At 69.1% G+C, this 20753-nt stretch carries 23 protein-coding genes and 1 pseudogene; 12 read left to right on the forward strand and 12 right to left on the reverse strand.

Annotated elements, in window-relative coordinates; translation table 11 throughout:
• The first annotated feature begins 31 nt into the window (after positions 1–31).
• Entirely contained in the window at positions 32–661 is a 630-nt protein-coding gene (locus ACZ52C_RS39190; protein WP_469079306.1) for a TetR/AcrR family transcriptional regulator, read from the forward strand.
• 288 nt (positions 662–949) lie between these two features.
• Here the strand turns inward: ACZ52C_RS39190 and ACZ52C_RS39195 are convergent, their stop codons facing one another.
• Both ACZ52C_RS39195 and ACZ52C_RS39200 read right to left on the reverse strand, forming a co-directional pair.
• Positions 950–1300, reverse strand: coding sequence for an MmcQ/YjbR family DNA-binding protein (locus tag ACZ52C_RS39195; protein WP_469079307.1), 351 nt, complete (start codon positions 1298–1300; stop codon positions 950–952).
• Positions 1301–1309: 9 nt separating this feature from the next.
• Positions 1310–1705, reverse strand: a complete 396-nt coding sequence (locus ACZ52C_RS39200) for an MmcQ/YjbR family DNA-binding protein (RefSeq protein WP_469079308.1) — start codon at positions 1703–1705, stop codon at positions 1310–1312.
• Between the two features lie 129 nt (positions 1706–1834).
• Between ACZ52C_RS39200 and ACZ52C_RS39205 the strand changes: the two genes are divergently transcribed.
• On the forward strand, positions 1835–2782 hold the full coding sequence (locus ACZ52C_RS39205) for a helix-turn-helix domain-containing protein (protein ID WP_469079309.1): 948 nt from the start codon (positions 1835–1837) through the stop codon (positions 2780–2782).
• A 27-nt stretch (positions 2783–2809) separates the two neighbouring features.
• Here ACZ52C_RS39205 and ACZ52C_RS39210 read toward each other — a convergent pair whose 3' ends face one another.
• From ACZ52C_RS39210 to ACZ52C_RS39225, 4 genes are all read right to left on the reverse strand, one after another.
• The gene (locus ACZ52C_RS39210) at positions 2810–3169 is read right to left on the reverse strand and encodes a cyclophilin-like fold protein (RefSeq protein WP_469079310.1); all 360 of its coding nucleotides are present in this window, start codon (positions 3167–3169) and stop codon (positions 2810–2812) included.
• A 265-nt stretch (positions 3170–3434) separates the two neighbouring features.
• Positions 3435–4457 (reverse strand): alcohol dehydrogenase catalytic domain-containing protein, encoded by a 1023-nt coding sequence (locus tag ACZ52C_RS39215; protein WP_469079311.1) that lies wholly within the window; start codon positions 4455–4457, stop codon positions 3435–3437.
• Between the two features lie 58 nt (positions 4458–4515).
• A complete protein-coding gene (locus ACZ52C_RS39220) occupies positions 4516–5952 on the reverse strand; it encodes a carboxylesterase family protein (protein WP_469079312.1) in 1437 nt (478 codons plus the stop codon).
• A gap of 283 nt (positions 5953–6235) precedes the next feature.
• The gene (locus tag ACZ52C_RS39225) at positions 6236–6814 is read right to left on the reverse strand and encodes a DUF4352 domain-containing protein (RefSeq protein ID WP_469079313.1); all 579 of its coding nucleotides are present in this window, start codon (positions 6812–6814) and stop codon (positions 6236–6238) included.
• Positions 6815–7795: 981 nt separating this feature from the next.
• On the opposite strand from ACZ52C_RS39225, the pseudogene ACZ52C_RS39230 reads away from it, so the two are divergent.
• Positions 7796–7943, forward strand: a pseudogene (locus ACZ52C_RS39230) (transposase); the annotation flags it as partial.
• Here ACZ52C_RS39230 and ACZ52C_RS39235 read toward each other — a convergent pair.
• Complete coding sequence (locus tag ACZ52C_RS39235; RefSeq protein ID WP_469079314.1) at positions 7933–8142, reverse strand: hypothetical protein; 210 nt, start codon at positions 8140–8142, stop codon at positions 7933–7935. The pseudogene ACZ52C_RS39230 and the gene ACZ52C_RS39235 sit on opposite strands and share 11 nt — an antisense overlap.
• A gap of 219 nt (positions 8143–8361) precedes the next feature.
• Positions 8362–9783 carry a hypothetical protein gene (locus ACZ52C_RS39240; RefSeq protein ID WP_469079315.1) on the reverse strand — a complete coding sequence of 474 codons (1422 nt, stop codon included), beginning with the start codon at positions 9781–9783 and terminating at the stop codon, positions 8362–8364.
• A gap of 1189 nt (positions 9784–10972) precedes the next feature.
• Between ACZ52C_RS39240 and ACZ52C_RS39245 the strand changes: the two genes are divergently transcribed.
• From ACZ52C_RS39245 to uppS, 3 genes are all read left to right on the forward strand, one after another.
• Positions 10973–11581 carry an ABC transporter ATP-binding protein gene (locus ACZ52C_RS39245; protein WP_469079316.1) on the forward strand — a complete coding sequence of 203 codons (609 nt, stop codon included), beginning with the start codon at positions 10973–10975 and terminating at the stop codon, positions 11579–11581.
• Positions 11578–12444, forward strand: a complete 867-nt coding sequence (locus ACZ52C_RS39250) for an ABC transporter permease (RefSeq protein ID WP_469079317.1) — start codon at positions 11578–11580, stop codon at positions 12442–12444. Before ACZ52C_RS39245 ends, ACZ52C_RS39250 begins: the two co-directional genes overlap by 4 nt.
• A 157-nt stretch (positions 12445–12601) precedes the next feature.
• Positions 12602–14275 carry a polyprenyl diphosphate synthase gene (gene uppS, locus ACZ52C_RS39255; RefSeq protein ID WP_469079318.1) on the forward strand — a complete coding sequence of 558 codons (1674 nt, stop codon included), beginning with the start codon at positions 12602–12604 and terminating at the stop codon, positions 14273–14275.
• Positions 14276–14487: 212 nt separating this feature from the next.
• Here the strand turns inward: uppS and ACZ52C_RS39260 are convergent, their stop codons facing one another.
• The gene (locus ACZ52C_RS39260; protein ID WP_469079319.1) at positions 14488–14715 is read right to left on the reverse strand and encodes a hypothetical protein; all 228 of its coding nucleotides are present in this window, start codon (positions 14713–14715) and stop codon (positions 14488–14490) included.
• 110 nt (positions 14716–14825) lie between these two features.
• Here ACZ52C_RS39260 and ACZ52C_RS39265 point away from each other — a divergent pair, with 110 nt between their 5' ends.
• Entirely contained in the window at positions 14826–15464 is a 639-nt protein-coding gene (locus tag ACZ52C_RS39265) for a YhgE/Pip domain-containing protein (RefSeq protein WP_469079320.1), read from the forward strand.
• Positions 15465–15475: 11 nt separating this feature from the next.
• Positions 15476–15649 (forward strand): hypothetical protein, encoded by a 174-nt coding sequence (locus ACZ52C_RS39270; RefSeq protein WP_469079321.1) that lies wholly within the window; start codon positions 15476–15478, stop codon positions 15647–15649.
• Positions 15650–16118: 469 nt separating this feature from the next.
• Here ACZ52C_RS39270 and ACZ52C_RS39275 read toward each other — a convergent pair whose 3' ends face one another.
• Entirely contained in the window at positions 16119–16322 is a 204-nt protein-coding gene (locus ACZ52C_RS39275; RefSeq protein ID WP_104782251.1) for a cold-shock protein, read from the reverse strand.
• Between the two features lie 449 nt (positions 16323–16771).
• Between ACZ52C_RS39275 and ACZ52C_RS39280 the strand changes: the two genes are divergently transcribed.
• Positions 16772–17095 carry an STAS domain-containing protein gene (locus ACZ52C_RS39280; protein ID WP_469079322.1) on the forward strand — a complete coding sequence of 108 codons (324 nt, stop codon included), beginning with the start codon at positions 16772–16774 and terminating at the stop codon, positions 17093–17095.
• 791 nt (positions 17096–17886) lie between these two features.
• Here the strand turns inward: ACZ52C_RS39280 and ACZ52C_RS39285 are convergent.
• Positions 17887–18105, reverse strand: coding sequence for a winged helix domain-containing protein (locus ACZ52C_RS39285; RefSeq protein ID WP_469079323.1), 219 nt, complete (start codon positions 18103–18105; stop codon positions 17887–17889).
• On the reverse strand, positions 18078–18320 hold the full coding sequence (locus ACZ52C_RS39290) for a hypothetical protein (RefSeq protein WP_469079324.1): 243 nt from the start codon (positions 18318–18320) through the stop codon (positions 18078–18080). The genes ACZ52C_RS39285 and ACZ52C_RS39290 overlap by 28 nt, the downstream gene beginning before the upstream one ends.
• 159 nt (positions 18321–18479) lie before the next feature.
• Between ACZ52C_RS39290 and ACZ52C_RS39295 the strand changes: the two genes are divergently transcribed.
• From ACZ52C_RS39295 to ACZ52C_RS39305, 3 genes are all read left to right on the forward strand, one after another.
• Complete coding sequence (locus ACZ52C_RS39295) at positions 18480–18605, forward strand: hypothetical protein (RefSeq protein WP_469079325.1); 126 nt, start codon at positions 18480–18482, stop codon at positions 18603–18605.
• Positions 18606–18707: 102 nt separating this feature from the next.
• Complete coding sequence (locus tag ACZ52C_RS39300; RefSeq protein ID WP_469079326.1) at positions 18708–19613, forward strand: alpha/beta hydrolase; 906 nt, start codon at positions 18708–18710, stop codon at positions 19611–19613.
• A gap of 348 nt (positions 19614–19961) precedes the next feature.
• On the forward strand, positions 19962–20366 hold the full coding sequence (locus tag ACZ52C_RS39305; protein WP_469079327.1) for a DUF4345 domain-containing protein: 405 nt from the start codon (positions 19962–19964) through the stop codon (positions 20364–20366).
• Positions 20367–20753 lie beyond the last annotated feature (387 nt).

The raw sequence follows: 20753 nt of genomic DNA on the forward strand, positions 1-20753 counted from the left end.
ACCAAACGGTTCGGTGCTCTATCCTGGGGCTATGTCCCAGTCCCGCGATTCCGGCCAGACCGCAGCACCCGCAGGAGCCGCCGCGGGCGGTGACACCACGCGCGAGCGCATCCTCACCGCTGCCATGGAGGAGTTCGCCCGCCACGGCATCGCCGGGGCCCGTGTGGACCGCATCGCCAAGCTCGCCAGGACCAGCAAGGAACGCGTCTACGCCTACTTCCGCGGCAAAGACGCGCTCTATGCCGCTGTCGCTGCACGGGAGTACGTCGTCATCGCCGAGGCCACCCAGATGGACCCGTCCGACCTGCCTGGCTACGCGGGCCGCCTGTTCGACTACTTCGTCGCCCGTCCGGACCACCACCGCCTGATCACCTGGGGCCGCCTCGAACTGCCGGGCACCAGAGCCGCTGCCGACGATCCCGACCGGGCAGTGATCGCCCGCAAAATCGACCAACTCCGCCAGGTGCAGCAGGCCGGACAGCTCGATCCCGCCTGGGACCCGGCCGACGTCCTCGCCCTGGTCAACCAGATCGCCATGACCTGGGCGTCGCAACCCGAACTCAGCGAGGCCGCCGCGGCACACGCCGTGGACCCCACCACCGCCGCCCGCCGCGCCGCGGTGGTGACCGCTGTCGAGCGGCTTTTTCCTCGAGCACGCTGAGGTTCCCCGGACCGGCGGCAGGCCTGCTCGAACATCCCCCAACGGCGCTGGCCGCCTTGCCGCCCGTCAATTGGCCATCCTGCTGACGCATTGGTGTTCCTGGGCCAGGGAAACAGAGGCCGGGTGGGCAGGCACGGGCGTCTGCATGCGGCAACTTCACTTGGCCGCACTCGGGTGTTGAAGCGGCCCAGCCGGCACCGGCTCGAATGCCATGTCGCTGGCCGTCGGTGGGGAATCGGGCGATGGTGCCTTCCTGAGCCGGGCGGCCCCGCAGGAATCTCGCGCCGCTCATCGGGCTCCGGGTCGGTCGCCTCTCGGCAGCTGCTCGGCGGCCAGGTCGTAGGAATCCTGGACCGCGTCGGTGATCAGTCGCTCGGTGATGCCGGGGCCCGGCCCCAGTGAGTTCCAGTGGCGTTTGTCGAGGTAGTGGCCCGGGGCGATCGAGGCGTGGCCGCGCTCCAGTGCCCGCGCGTGCCCGGGTTCGCACTTGACCGTGATGATCTGGTCGTCGGGTCGTCGGTGACGATCAGGAACACCCGGCCGGCGACCTTGTACACGTCGAGCCCCGGGGTGAAGGGGTAACCGTGGCTGACGCCCGGGAGGGCCGGCGCCGCCGGGCGGTGTCCTGAAGCCGGTCACCGGCCGCGCTCACCGGGCCGCCCGCCTGCCGGTGCCGTAGGTGTGCGGGTCGACAGGCCGCTCGGCCTTGGGCAGCTGGGCGACGACGAGCCGATAGGACTCGGTGACGAGCTCCCTGACGAGCTCCTTGTCGACGCCTTCTCCACTCTCCAGGGTGATCCAGTGCTTCTTGTTCATGTGGTAGCCGGGGGTGATGTGGCTGTACTGCTCCCGCAGGGCGTGGGCCTCTCCGGGGTCCGCCTTGAGGATCACGACGGGCCGCCCCGGGACTTCGGTCATCAGCATGAACACCTTGCCGCGCACCTTGTAGACCTCCCAGTCGGGGCCGAAGGGGTGCTCCAGCTGGGATCCCGGAACTTCCTCCGCGCAGTCGGCGGCGGTCTTGTGCAGAGCCGATCCGTTCATGGGGCGTTGCCTTCCTCAGGTGGTGACGGACTGTGGCATCGAGGGATGCGGTGGGCGCGCCGCGCGGGCGCGGTGGCTCGTCCCATCCTTCCGCCGCAGCCGCCCGGAAGGTCGGTAGGCTGCGGACACATGATGGTCGACAAGCGACACGCCGGCCCGAGCGGAACCGCGGCCAGTCCGGCCGCGGTTCCGCTGTTCGCTTTCCAGCCCCCGGTCGGTACCCCGTACGGCCTCGAGGTGAGTACCGTCGAGGACTTCTTCGCCCACCACGACGACTGGCCGTGGAACCCGCCCCGGCCTGGCCGCGCCACCTTCCACTACCTCATCGCCGTCACCGAGGGTGAGCTGCTCCACGACGTCGACCACGTCACCTGGACCGTCACCCCCGGCCAGTGGCTGTGGGTGCGCCCCGGACACGCACAGTGCTGGCATCCGCCCGGCGCGGCCCGCGGCCCGTTCATCCTGTTCGAACCGGACGTGCTGCGGTCCGACCTCGCCCGCCTCCTGGCCCCGCTCACCGCGCACGAGGCGCCTGCCGTGCTCAGCCCGCACCCCGACGACACCGCCTGGCTCCAGCAGACGGCAATCCAACTCCTGGACGAACACCGCGCCTTGGGGCGCCGTCCCCTCGACATCCACCACGCCCTGCGGCGCAGCCTGCTCGAATCACTGCTGTTGCGCCTGGCCAACTCCCCTGGCATCGCCCCCACCGGCAAGCCCACGGTCCCCGCGGGCCGCGCTGACCGGTACGGACGCTTTCTGGACGCCTTGGAGCTGCACTTTCGCGAGCTTCACCAAGCCGCGGAGTACGCCGAGTTGCTCGGCTGCTCGGTCCGCACCCTCAGCCGTGCCGCCCGGGACGCCACCGGCAAGGGAGTACGCGAACTCATCGACGAGCGGCGCCTGCTGGAAGCCCGGCGCCTGTTGGGAGCAGCCCGGTGGGACGCCCGGACGGTGGCCGTCCACCTCGGCTTCACCGACCCCGCGAACTTCGGCCGCTTCTTCCGCGACCGCACCGGCCTCACCCCTGCCGCCTTCGCGGCCGGCGAGGCCGGCGAGGCCGGCGAGGCCGGCTGACGGGTCTCGGTGGTTTCCGGGCGGGACTCAGTCGATGACCTCGATGATGACGTCGACCGAGCCGTCGAACTTCTTGAAGGCATCGCCCCCCGAGTCGATGTGGCCGAGGATGACGATGCCGGGGTCGGGGATCGACTGGCCGTCGTGGTCATAGAAGACGGCGATGTCGGGACCGGGTGACCAGTAGGCGATGGTGCCGACCTCGTAGCTGAACCGCGGCTCGCCTCCCGCAGCGAGAGACCGGGGCAGATGACCGTACTTCTCGCGCGTGAGCAGGTCGTCCATCTGGAGCGTCAACGGAAGCAGCGAGGCGAAGTCGCGTGCCGTCGCGTTGTCGTCGAGGGTTGCGGTGAGAACGGTCTCTTCGGCGGTCAGTCGGATTCTCATATGGTTCCTGCTCACTGGGATGTTACCGGCAGCGGGTACGGGAACTCATCGACGAGCGGCGCCTCCTGGAAGCCCGGCGCCTGCTGGCAGGCGCCCGGCGGGATGCCCGGGCTGGGCCGTCCATCGCCGTCCATCGCCGTCCATCGCCGTCCATCAAGGACTGCTCCCACCCCAGTGCCAGTTCCTCGTACGGATGCTGTGGCCGGCCGTCGTCGACCGGCAGGCATCGTGCGCGGGTGTTCGTCGATTCTCAGCAGCCCAGGTCTCAGTCGCCCAGGACGACGACGTGCTTGCCCGGCGTGGTGCCGGACTCGACATCGGCCTGGGCGTCACGGACCTGTTCCAGGCCGTGGTAGACCTTCGCGACCGGGACGTTGAGACGCCCTGCGGCGATGGCCTGGAGCTGACGGGCGAAGACGGCGGCCGGGAGGTCGGCGGCCTGACCGCCGTAGGACGTCAGCCGCACCCCGCCCGGGATCATGAACGGGGTGAAATCGGGGATCGTCCACTGGCCCGCCAGGGCTCCGGTGAAGCAGACCGTGCCGTGCCGGCGAACGGTGCGCAGGCTGTCGGCGAGGACCGAGCAGCCCACCAGCTCCAGTACGGCGTCGACACCCTCCGGCATCAGCTCGCGCACCTGGTCGGTGATCGTGCCGCTGTCGACGAGGGGATGGTCGACGCCCGCGGCCCGCAGGTCCCCGGCCCGCTCCGGGCTGCGGGTGGTGGACAGCACGGTGGCTCCGAGGTCCTTCGCGATCGTTGCCGCGCTCAGCCCGACCGTGGAGGTGCCGCCGCGGATCAGCAGCGTCTGCCCGGCCTCGAGGTCCAGGCCGGTGGTCAGCGATCCGTAGGCGGTCTGGAACATCTCCGGCAGCGCACCGACGACCTCCCACGGCAGGCCGGAATCGAACGGGATGACCTGCGCCGCAGGGACGGTCACGTACTGGGCGTACGCGCCGTCGTACGAGCGGCCCATACCGCCCATCATCGTGGCCACCTGCTGTCCCGGCCGCAGCCCGCTGTCCTCATCGGCCTCATCGACCACGCCGACACCCTCGATGCCGGGCACACGCGGGTAGGTGACCTCCGCGTCCGACTCGCCCTTGCGAGTGGTGACCTCAGACTCGTTGACGCCGAACGCCTTCACCCTGATCCGCACCCAGCCGGGCTTGCGTACGGGCACCGGCACATCCTTGATCTCCAGTGCGTCGAGGCCGCCGGGCCGGGTGACGACAACGGCCCGCATCGTGACCGGTGCGGCGTCGCCGGCTGCTGTCGGTTGGCTCATGTCGAGTTCCTCACTCCGCTCGCCCCTTGGTGCGCTGTTGCGTATCGTCCGACGGTCGTCAGGGGCGGGCGATGTTCTCGAACAGGTCGAGGACCGCCTGGTAGTGGGCTCTGGGCTCGTAGGGAAGGTTGCCGACGCTTCCCGAGGTGGGACGGTCCGTGACGGCGGGCCACAGGCGGGTCTGTTCACCGGTGACGAAGTCGAGGACGATGTCGCGGATACGCGTGTCACCGTCGGCCTGTTCGGGGCTGCGGCCCGGCTTTTCCTGGCCGACCAGGGCGTACATCTCGGTGCCGTGCACGGCGGGCGCGCCCTCGGCGGGCCCGATCGCGAGGAGATGGGCGTTCCCGCCTGCGGCGGCGTGGGCCAGCGCACCGCGGGCTGCGGGGAGAGTGAAGATGTAGTCCGTCAGGGCCGCGGCGCGGACCTCGGCAGGGGTGCGGCCGCCCTGGTCGTAGGTGTCGACGATCTTCTTGGCGCGGGAGCGGGGTATGCGCCACCCCGCGAATTCGTCGGTGACGCGGTCGACGGTGTGCGGGTCGAACCGGTCGAGGTCGTTCGCCACCCACCAGCCCATCTCGTCACTGGCCGTGCTCAGCAGGACGTCGATGTCCCGGTGCGAGCCCGAGGCCAGGACGTCCATGGGGTGGGCGTGCACCACCGAGCCGGGCTGTCCGGCGTCCAGGACGACACCGAGACTCTGGTTGTCCATCCCGCCACGGACTCCGAGATCCGTCGGACAGACCGTGCGCAGGGCGGCCACCAGGGAGGCCGCGTCGAGGTCGATCAGCTTGTCCGGGTTGCCCGCGACACCGAGTTCGGTGACGAACCGCTCCGCGAGCTCCTCGGCCCACCAGGCCGGGACGAGACGCGAGGGCGCGCCTGAGAACCCGGCCAGCCGCCGGTACAGGCCGTCCGCGGAGGAGGCCCCGAGCAACCCGAGGGCCGAGTAGGCGCCGGCGCTGTGGCCGAAGACGGTGACCTGGTCAGGGTCGCCACCGAAGGAAGCGATGTTGTGCTTGACCCAGGTGAGCGCGGCGATGACGTCCTGCAGACCCAGGTTGCTCGCCTCGGCGAGCCGCCCGCCGTACTGCGAGAGCGAGAGCGCGCCCAGTGCGCCGAGCCGGTAGTTGACCGACACGCCCACCACGCGTCCCGTCGCGGCGAGACCGGCGGCGTTCGAGGTGGTCTGCGTGTTCGCGCCGTACTCGAATCCACCGCCATGGATGTACACGGCCACCGGCAGTGCCTTCCCGGCCGGCTGCTCGGGAGCCCACACGTTCAGGTTCAGGCAGTCCTCGCCCATCCCGCTGTCCGCTTCGAGCCAGTCGCCGCTGTCGGGTTGGACAGAGACGACGCCCTTGCGGTCATAGGGGCGGTCCGGGGCGAAGTCCGAGACCACGGGGCGGCGGTATCGCTCGGCGGTGGCGTACGGGATTCCCCACCAGGACCGCACCCCTGGTGCAGTGGGAGCCTTGGGCGCAGTCGCGGTCATGGCGTCAGATCCTTCCGGTGCGGTTCGAATTTTGCGTGCGGCGTGTCGGCGGCGATCGCTCGCGGTGACGCTCACCAAGCATTCCCTGGACTCTGATGCATCGCCGGGCGGATAGCGGTCACACGATGGTCATCAGGTGACACTTCGCTGCACCTCCTTCTGTAGCCAGGCCGCCGCGGCGGTCCGGTTACGAGGGCACAAGCGGGGCGAAGGTCATTCACAGGCGGGCCCCGGCGTGCGCGGCCTGCGTCCAGCCGCCGACCGCGCCGCGGTCGGCATCTGGTCAGGACACCTTCCACTGGCCGGTGTTTCCGGAAAAGCCGCTGTTCATGGCGAACTGCACTTTGGCGATCTTCGAGGCCGTTGGGACCTCGAAGGTGATGAAGCCCAGGGCGGTGTCGCCGGGCGCGACGGCCACGCTTCCCGGGAAGCCGGGCCCGGCGGTGGTGTCCTCGAAGGCAGCATCGAACTGTTGGCTTTGGGCATCCACGAGCCGCGCGCCGTTGCTCGGGGAGTCGTCGTAGACCACAGTGCCGGTGTTCTTCAGCCGGAACTGGACGGCCACGAACCGCATCCCCGAATCCGGGCTGGAGAACTGGTTCTCGCCTTGTGCCGGGTCGACCACCTTCACCACGGTGACGGCGAGCCGTTCCTCGGTCTCGACGCCGGTGAGGTCGATGGTTTCCCCGACCGTCGCGGTGGGAGAAGGGGAGGCGGGACTCGGGGTGCTGGGCTGCTCGGTCGGGGATGTCTGCTGTGCAGGTGAACTGGTCGCCGATGTGGCTGGTGTGGTGGTGACCTCGTCGTCGGAGCAAGCGACCGCAGTGATAGTCAGAAGCCCGGTGAGGATGAGGGCGAGCACGCGACGCATCACAGGCCTCCCACCCGACCAGTGCGCAGTGCATCGGGGCAGAACCAATCATGCTTCTCCTCGTCAGCGCGCGCACGCCGGTAGGCGCCTCCCGCATTGGCTTGCCCGGGCGGAAACGAAGGCCCTTCCACCGGTGGCGCGCAGTGGATACGCCCATCGCCCCCTCTGCAGTTGCAATGGCCAGAAGCCGTCTTCCTGGTCCGGGGGGGGGAGGACTGCGGTGAACATCTCGCCGCCCAGCTCGCCGTCCCGTCCACGAGTCGCGCATCCCGGCGGCCGGCAGGGCTGAGTCGTCCCAGAAGGGGTAGCCGAGGCAAGGAAGGCACTCGTCGGTACCGAGGGATGGAGCCGCATGCCACGCATGATGGAACGTATCAAGCAGTTCGCACGGAGCCCCCAAGGGCGTCGTGCGGCCGAGCAGGCGCGGCGAGCCGCTGCCGACCCTCGTCGCCGGCGCCAGGCCAAGAGCCTGCTGGGCAAACTCCGCGGCCGTCCCTGACGGACCGGACAGTTGGAGCACGAAGTCCAAGGACGAGGCCCTGGGGGCGATCGACATCCTCACCGTGGGTGCTGTCCGGACAGGTGCGGGTCTTCGCTCCCGTGGCATCGGTCACGGGAGCGAAGTACACCGGCCAGATCCTCGTCGGCGGCGAGCAGCCGTGACCGCTGAAGGGCGCGCCGGGACCGCGTACTGCGCCATGTGCTCAGTGGCGCGGCCCCCGGCCCCCGGCCCCAGGGGCCAAAAGGGAACTGTATGAGCGGCTGAAGCTCAGAAGCGGTTGACCAGTTCTTCGATCTGGTCACCACAGAGATCCTCAGCCTGACCGTCCACACGGTCGAGGTCCGTCTCGCCCGCGAACGCAGACGGCGCAAAGGCCGCCACTAGAGGTTGTCCCGTAACTGGTGGGGCGGTTGGTGCGTTGGCTGGGCATGGGTGGGGTGATCTCAGCGGATGATCCGAAGTGGGCCATCCACCGCCGGGCGCGAGCCCGGGTGGAACAACGCCCTGACCCGGTTGAAGAACTGGAAGATCCTGCGGGACTGCCGCCTCAAGGGCAACGGGGTTCACCAGGCCATGCTTGGCATCGCCCGACTCCACAACCTTGCGCTCATGGGATGAGCTGGCTTGACCTGACGGTGAAGGTGTCCCGCCCGTCCGGCGTCGTGACCCCGTCCGGCGAGGTGGAGATCGTGACGACCTCGTCGCCGGCCAGGGCCTTGCTGTCGTTCTGGATCACACACGCCACCGTGACGTTCACCGGGTAGACCGAGTCGGGGGTCAGCTCATCGAGTTGCGTGAAGACGGGGCTCTTGTCCATCAAGGACCAGCGTCGTCCCGCGGCGTCAACGAACTGAACCTCGACGAGGCCGGGAAACGGGTCGTCAGTGACCCAGCCAGCCAACCGCTTCACAGCGAAGCTCAGGCACTCAAGCTCCTGATGGCAATCTTGCGGAGCTCGGCACCTCGACGACCGGGGTGGCCAGACCAGCACGCCCGCCTCGTAGGAGGCCTCGATGCGCTCGGTGCCGCCAGCCGGTCAGTCGCCGGCGCGCAGGGAGACGACGAGGTCCTCGTCCGCGTTGCGGGTGAGGAAGAGCCCGGAACCGTCCGGTGTGGTCAGGTAGGGGAGCTCCGTGTCGACGCTGAGGACCTTCGGGTCGCCGGTGACGGTCCGGAGGTTGAGCTGGGCGGGAACAGGGTCGGTGTCGCTGCCGATCGAGTCGTCGCGGACCGCGCCGTACGCGGTGCCGTCGTCGCGGATGGAGGCCAGGACGATGGTCTTGCGGTTCCCGTCTCCCTGGAGACAGATGCCCCTCTTGGCCTTCAGGTCGAACGCGAGGGGGCCGGCGGCCAGGTAGCGTCCGTCAGGCGAGGTGATGACGGGGAAGTCGCGGCTGGAGCTGGTCTCGTCGGGGATGTCGTAGTCGCAGACGACCTGGGCGGCGAGCGTGCCGGTTGCCAAATCGTGCACGGACCAGACGGCGTTGTCATCACGGCCGTACTTGCCGCCGGTGTTCCAGCCCGCCAGGACGTGCCCCCGCGCGGCGCCGTAGACGGTGCCGTTCCAGGAGTCGAGGAAGCCGGTGGTAGCGGTCACCTGCTTGGGCCGGATCGAGTCGCTGAACCACCGGCCGGGAATGCCGAAGCCTCCGCCGCCCATGCCGACCAGCGGACCGTCGGGAGTGGCGGCCATGACGCGGCTGCTGTTGCAGGTGATCGCCTGCTCGCACTGCGGCAGGAGCTGGTTGGCGTCCTTGTAGACGGTGGTCTTGCCCGTGGCGGCATCCACCGCGGCCGACGAGCGCGGGAACGCACCATCCTCTCCCCAGGCCACCAGCAGCCGTCCGCCCGCTGCCTGCACGCGGATCTCGCCGGGATCGGCGGAGACGGGAATGTCGATCTCCCGCACCGGCTTGGCCGCAGAGCCGGACGCGTCGGCCGGGTAGAGGGCCAGGCGTACCACCTCGATGCCCTCGTGGAGATCGTCCTTGTCGCGCATGCCGTGCGCGTACGCGACCACGTAGCGCTTGCCGTCCTGCTCGAAGCCCATCACATCGGGGATCTCGGCGGTCTCGCCGGTCGTGCTGTCGCCCTGTGCACCCTCGACGGGGGCGGGCGGGTTCCACGGCGCGGACCTCCAGGCGACCTTGCCGCTGCTGCCTGAGCGGGCGGTGACGGTGTAGCCGTCGGAGGCCACCTGCATCACCGCGACCGTCTGTGTGCCCGGGACGGTCGTCACCGGCAAGGTCGTCACCGCCCCCGGAACCCACGCCAGCTTCTCGTCCCAGCCCTTCGCCGCGTCGAAGGCCGACGGCGCGCTCAGCTTGACCAGCGGCTCCGCGCGATCAAGCGGGTGCGGCTTGCTGTGCTTGGACGATTCGGAGTCCGACGTGGAGTCCGAGCAGCCTGTCAACACCGTCAGCACCAGTGCCCCGGCCACTGCCGTACGCGATCGCATGATCCCCCGCTCACCCTTGCCATGATCCGGTCAACACCGACCCTAACAACGCGCCTGGGGCGCTCCGGCACCATGGGGATCTTGATCAGGCCAGCTTCTGTGGACACTGGCCGAATCGACCACCTGCGCCTCTCGGAGAACCCCAAGGAAGGGCGCCCAGCAGCCCTCCGTAGTTGCTCACCGAGCAACGCGCAGAGGCGGTCTTGGTCAGGGGCCAGCACACCGACCTCCCCCCTGACCATGCCCCTCAGCCGCCAGCGTGGTGGTTGCCGGGCCAGGCATCTGCCGGGCACGTGCTGGCCGGGTCTGAACCATCTGGGGGCCCAGCCGTCGCCTGCCGCGTGTCTGCCGGCTTACGGATCTCTCGGTATGTGGATCGTCCGAGCCTCTTGCTCGACCAGTCTTCGCGCCACTCTGCGGACTCGTTGACGGGTGGATACATGGTGTCCGTGGAAATCTGATCGGACAGCTTCTCCAGGCGCTTACGCAGGCCCATTTTCCACGTCTTGTCGATTCTCACCGTCCACGCAGGGGCAGGCCATCCATTTCCCGGGGTGGAGAACTGAGGAAAGCGAATATTGAGGTTGGAGATCTGCCGCTGTTCATTCACCGAAAGACCTCTGCGTTCGAACCGCATGCGCCGGCCCCAGCCGTCTCCCGCCGGACAACAGCCCACGCGGATGTCCAACGGGCGAACCTCACTGAACCGCTGCGCCCGTTGGACTGGGAAGGATGGGGCCGCGCTCCGGAAGGGTTCGACAGCGCCACGCTCTACGCCTACTCGCTGCTGAAGCCGGACACTGCCGCCCGCGTCCGCGCCGCATGTCCCGTCCTGGGCAGCCCAGCCGGCCTCCCCGCCGAAGCGACCGTGTGCGCCCAACTGCTCCGGACCGTGAGCCGCGGCAACAACTCACCCTGGATGGCCCGCTGCGGGCCTGGTCCGAGGAACTACGCCGACACTGATCTGCTGAACAGGGCCCGGCCAGACGGGCTTTCTCCACAGGGCGCCCTACGAGGCAGTGGTTGTGACCACGCAGCCTTGCTGGCAAGCGTCGATGGCGTGCTGTCCTGGTCAGCGGGTTGTGACGTCAGACGACTACGCCGGAGACGTGAGGCTCGTGTCTGTTCCACCTTTTGATCGTTAGGCCGTTCGGGAACGGTGGTGTCAATTCGACAGGAGGAGGCGCGCGTGGAGGTCGAAGGCGTCCATCACGCCTACCGTCGGCGTGTGGTCTTGCGCGGCGTTGACCTGGGGCTCCGGGCTGGGACGCTGTGCGGGATTGTCGGGGAGAACGGCGCCGGCAAGTCCACGCTGCTGAAGATTCTGTCCGGCGAACTGCGGCCCACGCATGGATCGGTCCGTCATAGCGGCCGGTTCGGCTACTGCCCGCAGCATGTAGTCCTCAATGACGCGTTGACCGTCCGGCAGCACCTGACGTTCTTCCAGACGGCCTACCGCCTCACCGATGTGCGGTACGCCGAAGAGATCATGGACGTGCTGGGCTTCACCGGGTACGCCGATGAGCGGGCCGGGGCCCTCAGCGGCGGCACGCGGCAGAAGTTGAACGTGACGCTGGCGCTCATGCACGATCCGCAGGTCCTGTTGCTGGACGAGCCGTATCAGGGTTTCGACTGGGACACCTACCAGCGGTTCTGGGATCTGGCCGCGCGGCTGCGGGATGCGGGACGCTCGGTCCTGGTCGTCTCCCACCTGGCGTACGACACCGAGCGCCTGGATGAGCTGTGGCGCCTGGACAGCGGAATGCTGCGCGCGGACAAGGCGGGGGCCGCCGCGTGAGGTTTCACCTGACCCGCTTCGCTGTCGCCACCCGGTTCACGCTCCTCGAACACGCCCGCAACCGGTTCGCCATGATTCTGGTGATCCTGTTCATCCCGGTATGGACCTCCCTGGCGTACCTGGCGATGCCCGACGCCCCGGCCCGGATGCGGCTTCGCGCCACCGGGGAAGCATTGGCCCCGCACGGCAATGAGCTGACCGCGATCAGCGGAGCGCTCAACGCCGTCACCCTGATCACCGGTTTCATGATGTTCGCCGCCACCTTCTCCGGCAGCGGCTTCGACCGCCGCCTGGCGATGGCCGGCTACCCCCGCGCCCACCTCGTCCTGGCGAAAGTCACCGCTCTGGCTCTGGTCTCGGCGGCGGTGGCCGCTTATGCCACCGCGGTCATCTGCCTGGCCTGGACCCCCCGCCAGCCTCTCCTGCTCGCCGCTTCCCTGTTCTGCGCCGGACTCACCTACGGAGCTCTGGGAGTCAGCTTCGGGTCCCTGCTGCGCCGGGAAGTCGAGGGGATGTTCGCCATCGTGATGACCAGCATCATCGATCTCGCGCTGCAGAACCCCGTCACGAGTTCCGGGGCTGACAACCCGGTCATGCGCTACCTGCCCTCGTATGGGGCCATGCAGGCCAGTACGGCGGCCGGATTCTCCACCAGCCCGGTCCCCGGGCATCTGGCCCTCCAGCTCAGCTGGTTCGGGCTGGCCGCCCTCGTCGCCCTGCTGGGCTTCCGCCACAGCACCCGCAACTGCCTGCCGACCGCCTTCACTGCGCCGCCCGGGCCGGGAAACAGCAGGGCCGACGTTCCCGCACCGCGCCGAACGGCCAGCCCATCGGCCACGGCGTCCGACACGGAAGCACGCTGAGGTCCCGGCTCCCGACATGCGCAGCATCACGCACTCCACTACGGCGGACCTCGACGCCGCTGTGCCGGCACAACGAGGGCGACCCACCCACCGTCCGCCCACAGGCGAAGACCCGTCTCTGCGGGCCGCGTACCGGCTGTGCCGGCGCACCACACGAGTGCACGATCCGGGGATCTACGCCCTCATCCAGCTGATGCCGACCGTGCTGCGCCCGGCCGGATGGGCCCTGTGGGCGGCAGCGACTGTCCTGGACGACCTGTCCGACCAGCAGGATGCGGAGCCGGCCGAACGAGCGGCCCGCGTCGAAGCGTGGACCCAAGCCCTGCAAGGCGACCTGGCGGCCGGCACGAGCGGGGATCCGGTCCGGCACGCCCTGGTGGACACCGCCCTGCGATGGGGCCTGGACCTGTCCAGCCTCCAAGGCGCCATGCACAGCACACGTGATGACACCCGAGGCCGGCATTTCGCCGACTGGGCCGCGTGGCGGTCCTGGTGCAGCGAGGGACTCGTGCCCTGGGTCGACCAGGTACGGCACCTGTTCGAACGAGCCGGAGCGCCGATGACCCTCCGGCTGGACGGGCAGCATGACTACCAGCGGTTCATCGACGGCGCCCAGCTCACCGACACCCTCACCGACCTGAGCGCCGACCTCGCCCAAGGCGATCTGCTCCTGCCGCAAGAGGCCCTGGACGCCTTCCCCAGCGCCGAGGAAGACCTGCGGCAAGGAAGGTGGAGCCCGGCCACAGCGGCTTTGATCCGGGAGCTGACGGCCCTGGCCCGTCAATGGGTGACCCGGCCCGCCATGACCACAGGTATGCACCCGGGCGCTGCCACCGTGCTCAACACGGCCGCCCGCCTGATGCGCGCCCAGCTCGATGCCGTCGACGCGGCCGGCCACGCCCTGCTCAAGCGCGCCCCGCGCCCATCCCTCGCGGCCCGCATCCGCATCCTCGCCCCCGCCCGCATCCGCTCAGAACTGGCCTGGAGCCTGACGCCCCTGACCGTGCCCGGACCCCGACGACCCGCGGTGTCCGTGACCGGGCCGAGCCCTGAAGCCGAAAGCACCACTCTTCGGCCCCTGCCACCGCATCTCTCCGGCGCCCGGCCCCCTCAGATCGCGGCCGACCTGATGCCCGCCCACGTGGCGGTCATCATGGACGGCAACGGCCGCTGGGCCGAGCAGCGCGGCCTGCCCCGCCCGGAAGGCCACCGCGCCGGCACCGCCGCCGCCCACGAGGTGGTCTACGGCGCCCTGGAGATCGGCCTGCGCCACCTGACCCTCTACGCGTTCTCCACCGAGAACTGGAAACGCGACACCGAGGAGATCACCACGATCCTGGAAGCGATCCGACGCGACCTCGACGAGGGACCCATCCGTGACCTCGACGTACACCAGCGCTGGTTGGGCCGCCCTGACAAACTGCCCGAGGAACTCGTCCAGGCTCTCCTGCGCGAGGAGCGCCGCACCCGCAACCGCACCGGACTGACGCTCACCGTCTGCATCAACTACGGCGGCCGCGACGAGATCACACGGGCAGCCGCAGCCCTCGCCCAGACAGCCCACGCAGGCGACATCGACCCCCACCTCATCTGTGAAGACGACTTCGCCCGCCACCTGCCCCACCCCGACATGCCGGACGTCGACCTGCTGTGGCGCACCGGCAACGAACAGCGCACCTCCAACTTCCTCCCCTGGCACACCACCTACGCTGAGCTGTACTTCACCCCCAACTACTGGCCCGACGTCGACCGGCGTGACCTGTGGCAGGCCGTCACCGAATACAGCCGACGCCAACGACGCCACGGTGCTGTCCCTCTCGTCTCCCCCTAACACCACCGTCCCGTTCCGCCACATCCGATCCGGTCGCCGAAGCTGATGGGCTACCGGAACAGGCAGACCGGAAGCCATCCATCAGTCGTCACATCCACCGCAAATTGGAACGCTTGTTCGCTTGCCTACCGGCCTGCTGAATTGCCAACTGTTCTGCGTCGTCACAGTGGTCACGGCCCACGGCAAGCACCGCCGCTGCCAGCTGATGGATGTCACCGTTCGGGCAGCTTGCGCCGGAGAAGGTCCATCGACTTCTTGACTTCTTCCAGCTGGTCACCGAGCACTCGCATGCGCCAGTCCATGTGCTGCATCCATGCCGCGACCGCCAACGACGCGAACGTCTGCGCAAGCTGTGCCGCGCCTGCATCGCCCTCCTGCGCCTTCTTGGATGAGCGCCGACGCCCGCATCCCTCGTACGGACGGATGACCACGATGCCCACGACCACTCTCGCGGGGCACGGCACCCAGAAGGGAGACACGTCGGCAAGCAGCCGGCGGCCACTCCCTCGCTGCGGCGCAGCACCGCGCGAGGCCGCCAGACCTGACCGCGATGCACCAGCCGACGCCGAACGATCTGCCCGTCGCCGTCGTCGGTGTCACCGCCGAACAGGGCCGGGGCGTGGCCGAGGCGCTGGAGGAGAGGGCGGGGCAAGCCCTGGACGTGCGTGTCGTGAAAGAGGCTGACACCGCTCGGCGACTGGTGGCCGATCAGGAGATCGCCGGTGCCTACATCCTGCCGACCGACGCGAAGGGCGACGCCACCCTGTATGTCGCCGGCGCGGCCGGAGCCAGTCTCGAGCAGATGACGACCCGGATCTTCGCGCAGGTGGCCGAGGAACAGCACACCGGCCTGCGGACCGAGGATCTGGTTCCGCTGCCGTCGCGGGACAGCATCGGCACGGTCGGTCTCTGTCTGAGCGCTGCTTTCCTCCTCGGCGGATTCCTGTTCGTCATCATCGCCTCGGTCGCCGCTCCGGATCTGATGGAGCTGCGCCGGCTGCTGCCCGCAGCCGGTGGTTTCGCGGCGCTGATCGCGGTGTCCGCCACGCTGCTGGTCGGCCCGGTTGTCGGAGGCTTCGAGGGCCACGTCGCACAGGTGATGTGTGTCGGTTGGCTCACGTCGTTCTGCGCGTCGATGGTGACCGCTTCTTCGCCCGCTACCTCGGCCCGCTCGCCGTCCTCGTCGTAGCTCCCCTCTTCATGTTCCTGGGAGTGCCCGCCTCCGGTGGTGCGCTCACGGTGTACGCGGAACCGGGCTTCTTCCAGTTCCTGCACGGCGTCCTACCGACGCCCGCGACCCTGGAGACGATCCGCTCCGTCCTCTGCTTCGGAGGTGAGGGCGCGGGCGGACACGTCAAGGTGGGGCGCCGGTGAGTTGGGGGTGCGCTGCCCCGGTGGGGGTCGTCGTTGCGGACGGACCCGGTGATCTCGACAGCGTCGTGGGACAGCAGCCCCGGAGGGCCTTCGAAGTGGACCTGCAGCATCGCGGTGGAGCGGGCCTCGTCGGCCACGATCGTGCAGCGGAAGGCCGGGGTGAGATCGGCGTGCAGGCGCTGCTGCTCGATCCGGGACACGGCCGCCGCGGCCTCGTCGGCGCTGTGAGCCGCTTCCAGGAGCCAACAGCAGCGAGGGCAGCGACGATCGCAACAACCAGAGCCAGGGCCGCGGTGGTGTCGGTGGTGGTCATGAGGCAGACGGAATCCGCACACCGGGTCTCTGCACTGGCAGCGCCCGCCCGCGGCGCCAACGACACGCACTGGGCCCGACCTCCGGTAGCCGCTGCACGACTGAGGCGGCTGTCCGGCTCTGGACAGCCGCCTCACTCTGCGCTTGTGCCGCCCGCTCAGCCGCGGACGATGTTCTGCGCCTGCGGCCCCTTCTGTCCCTGGCCGATGTCGAAGGTCACATGCTCCCCCTCGGTCAGCTCGCGGTACCCGTTGCCCTGGATCTCGGAGTAGTGCGCGAAGACGTCCGGACCCCCGCCGTCCTGCTCGATGAAACCGAAGCCCTTCTCGGAGTTGAACCACTTCACGGTGCCGCTGGCCATACCGTCAATCCTTCGTTCATACCTGGGAACAGCCCCGCAAAGAGGGCATGTTCCGGCTCTGCAACCGCACGAGCCCGAAGCCGTTGTACCCCCGATCACCCCGCTTATCCGACCGACGACACACCCCAGAGCCAGCCCGCGCGCATCGGTATCTGCCGTTTCTGGTCCTTCTTCTGCTGTCCGGCCTCGTGGGCATGATCGGCTTGTGCCGGAATGCAGAGCCTTTGCCCGCGCATGCTGGCGTCCGATGACCGGTCTGTGCCACGTTGGACGGACAGTCAGCCTGGTTTGGCAGGAGGCCCCGGCGCCGCCACTGACGGTCACCTCGAGTGGCCGGGATGCGGTGCGGGTTGTCTTGCTCGACTGTGCGTGCCCCCACGTCACGCGCTTGATACCCCCCGAACCTGGGGGTGTGATGGGCTCGACCCCCTGGAAGCGAGGGGCGAACCATGAACAACCTCACCGTCACCACGCAACAGCACGCCGACCGCACCGTCGTCACCGTGGCCGGGGCGATCGATCTCGCCTCGTGCCCCGCTCTCGAAGAAGCGACGCTGGTCATCCCCCTCGACGGCAAGACCCTGCACCTGGAGATGTCCGGGGTGTCCTTCATGGACTCCACCGGCCTGAACCTCCTGCTCAGGCTGCGCCGCCGCCTGCTGGCCGAGGGCGGCGAACTCCTCGTCACCGGCTTGCAAGGCCAGCCCGCGAGCGTGCTGCGCCTGACCGAGACCGACGCACTGCTGACCCCTGACGCCGCACGGGCCGCTTGACCGCTCGGACCCCATCGAAGCGGCATCCATAAGCGCCGGGCCCCGGAGAGGGCTGATCTCTCCGGGGCCCGTGGTGTGTCCGAGCCGGCTCACCGCCGTGCAGCGGGGCCGACGCCATCACCCGCAGTCCCGCGTCGGCGGCGGCCGGGAGCGGGCTCCGGCCGTGGAGGGCCCTGCATGATCGGCGTCATCATCAGGCTGACCGGGAGCTGGACGGCGGCCAGGTGGTGATCCGTCCCGCCGGCGGCTTCGGCGGCCAGGGCGAGCAGCTCCCCCCACCCTGAACGCTTCCTCTTCCAGGCCCGCCCAGGCGGCGACCCCGTACCCGGTCACGTGCCCGGCCGTGGCCTCTTCCTCCAGGACCTCGAACGCGGCCCTGATCGCCTGGTGCAGGGCGGGGCGGTCGCCAGGGTGGGCGCGCTCGGGATTGTGGAGCAGGGCCAGTGCAGCCGGTAGCGCCGAGCTGGGACCGGTTACGGCCGGTCTGCCAACGCACGTACTGGAGCGAGGTTGTGCCCGGCGGCGGCCTGGTCCTGGTTGTGGACACCAGCGTTCCGGCGTCGGTGCCGGTGCCGGTGCCGGTGCCCGCGGTGAAGTACCCCGTCTTGGTGGAGACGTTCAGCAACGGGTGGGCGGGCCGGGCAGGGGCCAGCAGGATCTGTGCGCGGCTGTGCGCGGCCGGTGGCGTGGATGGGGGCGGTGTCGACCCACTGCGCGCCGGAGTCGGCCGCGCGGGCAGCCCCCTCCGGGATCCGCCCGGCACCGGTAGGTACCGAGCACGAGATCCGCTGTCACAACAGGCTCCCCACCGTCGCGGCCTGCCCGGCAACGAGTTCCTGAAGCAGGGCGGCTACGTCCTCCAGGGCGCGGTCGGCCGTGTCGGCGAGCGTGGCCAGGTCCACGGTCCGGCCGTCGACGAGCGAGCGCAGCACCGCCTCCGCCTCACGGGCGAACCCGTACATGGCGCCGACGGCGGACAGCGTCACCGCGTCCTCGCCGACGTCCAGCACCGCGCGGGCGGTCGTAGCCGCACTCGCAGACCGCCGTCGACGGGGACGGCATCGATGTACGGCAGGCTCGGCACCATCCGACCGACGGCCCGCCCGTCCATCGCAGCCCGGAGCAGGGCGAGCAGCCCGGGGTCGTCCAGCAGTTCGGCGAGCCGTTTGCGCATCCCGTCGACGGCGTCGGCCTGGACGTTGGGGGCGGCGATTCCGTAGCGCACCCCGCACACTCCTGCACTCGTCCGACCGGCGGCTGGTCGCCGCCTGCGAGCCCACATTGAGCGTACGATCATAATTTCATTTTCCCCAACCCATTGCCCTCCTACCTCCCCTCGCCCTATGGTCGTATGAACGTAATATAAATGACCAGGGAGCCGACGATGACAGCGACACGACCGCTGGCCCTCATGACGGGTGAGTCCCCGCGCATCAGCGTGCTGCGCCGCATCATGCCGACCCGGGCCTTCGACGGAAGCGTCCGCAAACTCATCCGGATGCCCGGCTGACGCTCGCCGTCGAGCCGGCGAACACGGCCTTACCAGCGCCTTGTTGCATCACCGAACCGGCTGGGCACGACCAGCGTGCCCAGCACAGACAGGAGTGTCATCGTGGGAACCAGTCCGCAGGCGCAGCAGTTCGCGCAGTTCCTGGAAAGCGTGCGCGCCAAATCCTCCACGCCGGGCCTCGACCTGGGCATTGTGCGCGACATCGTCGAGACGCACCACCTGGCCTCGACCGAACCGGAAGGCGTCACCTACGCCGAGGTCGACGCCGGCGGCGTCCCCGCCCTCTGGTGCATCCCCGCCGACGCGGACCCCGACCGGGCGCTGCTGCACTTCCACTTCGGCGGCTCGGTCACCGCGTCCATGCACTCCGACCGCAAGGCCGCCGGTCACATCGCGAAAGCCGCCGGGATCCGCTCACTGGTCGTGGACTTCCGGCTGGCCCCCGAACATCCCTACCCGGCACAGCTCGACGACGCCGAGACCGCCTACCGGTGGCTGCTGGCGCAGGGCTACCAACCGCAGAACATCGGCAGCACCGGCCACTCCATCGGCGGCACCCTCGCGATCATGCTGCCGCTGCTCGCCAACGGCGAACCCACCCCCGGCGCCATCGTCAGCATCTCACCGTGGACCGACCTCACCATCGCCAACCCCAAGGTCGACGAGAACGAGGAAAACGACAAGATGCTCAGCCGCAACACCCTCGAACTCTTCCGCGGAGCCTGGCTGCAGGACCCCGCCCTGGACTTCGCCGACCCGAAGATCAGCCTCGTCAACGCCGACCTGACCGGCCTGCCGCCCACCGTCGTGCACTACGGCGCGTACGAGACCCTCGCCGGCGACGGCGCCGAACTCGGACACCGGCTCACCGAATTCAAGGTCACCTCCGAGGTCCACCCGATGCCCGAAGGACAGCACTCGTTCATCCTCGCCGCCGGCCGCGTACCCGAAGTCGACCGGGCGATCGCGCAGATGGGCCAGTGGTTGCGCCGGTATCTCGGCGCCTGAACACCACATTTCACACGGCACCGCTCCGGTGATCTTCCGGGATCCCGCCCGGACAGGCCGTGTCCGGCACCTCGCCGAGAGGGTCGCTGCCCAGCTCAAGGCGATTCTTCGCCGGGAAATCAAGCACCGATGGACCTCTCCTTGATCCGGCATCCCGTTCTGGCCGCGAACGGCGAGGACGACCGCATGCTTCCCGTACGAACGTCGTTCGACCTCGCGCATCGCCTGCCGAACGCCTCACTTCAGCCCCGTTGCCGGCCATGGCGGCGTCTTCCCACACCACGAGCAGTTCGTGCCGCACGTTCTGGAGCTTCTTCGATGGGCTCCCACATTGGAGGTATCAGAAAGATGAGTCTGAAGAAGATGGTTCTTGGTTCCGCGGGGCTCGGGATCGCCGTGATCGGGTTGATCTATCTCTTGGCTCCCCACCTCTTGCTCGACGTCTACGGGGTCGACATCCAGTCGCCGTCGGAGGCGAACCTGTTCAGGAGCGGTTCCGGGTCACTGTTCGTAGCCCTGGCGATCCTGTTCTGCCTGGGAGCCTCCAACCCGCGTTACACCAGGACTTCGCTCATCACGCTGTTCACCTTCATGAGCGGCCTGGCTGTGGGGCGCCTGGTCAGCATCGTGGCGGATGGGTGGCCCCATGCGCTGCTGATCGCCGTTCTCGTCGTCGAGGCTTCCTACGCCGGCGCTGCGGCCTATGCGTTGCGGGTGGAGGACTCCTCCCCGCAGCCGACGGAGGCCGCCTGACAGTCGACGCCCCCCGGTGCGGCAGGGCACACGACAACAGCTCTCGATGCGGCCGGCTGAAGGCATCGCTGGATTACGAAGCGGGCCGTGATGCGCAGGTGCGGCGCCGGCCGGCCGACGCCGCAGAACGCGCCGCTCGACGTCCCGCTCGGCGGGATTACTCGGTCTGAAGTACGGAACCGGCTGCACGACATGCGCCTTGCCGATGGTCTGCGGGCCGGCCTGGTTCGGGCCGAAGTACTTGACCTTGCTCGCGTCGATCAGCTCCTTGACGGCGCTCGGGCAAGGTGCCCGGCGCAGCGTCGGTCACAGGCGGATCGGTTGCGATCGCCGACTCAGCATGCTTACTATTACGACCGTAATTCAATAAGCCTGTGCCACATCAGG

It is taken from the genome of Streptomyces sp. NPDC034049 (genome assembly GCF_055575575.1).

Coding starts and splice junctions, on each gene's coding strand:
- ACZ52C_RS39280 (WP_469079322.1), top strand. CDS start 16,772: ATGAACAACCTCACCGTCACCACGCAACAGCACGCCGACCGCACCGTC.
- ACZ52C_RS39305 (WP_469079327.1), top strand. CDS start 19,962: ATGAGTCTGAAGAAGATGGTTCTTGGTTCCGCGGGGCTCGGGATCGCC.
- ACZ52C_RS39200 (WP_469079308.1), bottom strand. CDS start 1,705: ATGAACGGATCGGCTCTGCACAAGACCGCCGCCGACTGCGCGGAGGAA.
- ACZ52C_RS39210 (WP_469079310.1), bottom strand. CDS start 3,169: ATGAGAATCCGACTGACCGCCGAAGAGACCGTTCTCACCGCAACCCTC.
- ACZ52C_RS39295 (WP_469079325.1), top strand. CDS start 18,480: ATGACAGCGACACGACCGCTGGCCCTCATGACGGGTGAGTCCCCGCGC.
- ACZ52C_RS39205 (WP_469079309.1), top strand. CDS start 1,835: ATGATGGTCGACAAGCGACACGCCGGCCCGAGCGGAACCGCGGCCAGT.
- ACZ52C_RS39215 (WP_469079311.1), bottom strand. CDS start 4,457: ATGAGCCAACCGACAGCAGCCGGCGACGCCGCACCGGTCACGATGCGG.
- ACZ52C_RS39270 (WP_469079321.1), top strand. CDS start 15,476: ATGTTCCTGGGAGTGCCCGCCTCCGGTGGTGCGCTCACGGTGTACGCG.
- ACZ52C_RS39190 (WP_469079306.1), top strand. CDS start 32: ATGTCCCAGTCCCGCGATTCCGGCCAGACCGCAGCACCCGCAGGAGCC.
- ACZ52C_RS39240 (WP_469079315.1), bottom strand. CDS start 9,783: ATGCGATCGCGTACGGCAGTGGCCGGGGCACTGGTGCTGACGGTGTTG.
- ACZ52C_RS39275 (WP_104782251.1), bottom strand. CDS start 16,322: ATGGCCAGCGGCACCGTGAAGTGGTTCAACTCCGAGAAGGGCTTCGGT.
- ACZ52C_RS39220 (WP_469079312.1), bottom strand. CDS start 5,952: ATGACCGCGACTGCGCCCAAGGCTCCCACTGCACCAGGGGTGCGGTCC.
- ACZ52C_RS39265 (WP_469079320.1), top strand. CDS start 14,826: ATGCACCAGCCGACGCCGAACGATCTGCCCGTCGCCGTCGTCGGTGTC.
- ACZ52C_RS39235 (WP_469079314.1), bottom strand. CDS start 8,142: ATGGACAAGAGCCCCGTCTTCACGCAACTCGATGAGCTGACCCCCGAC.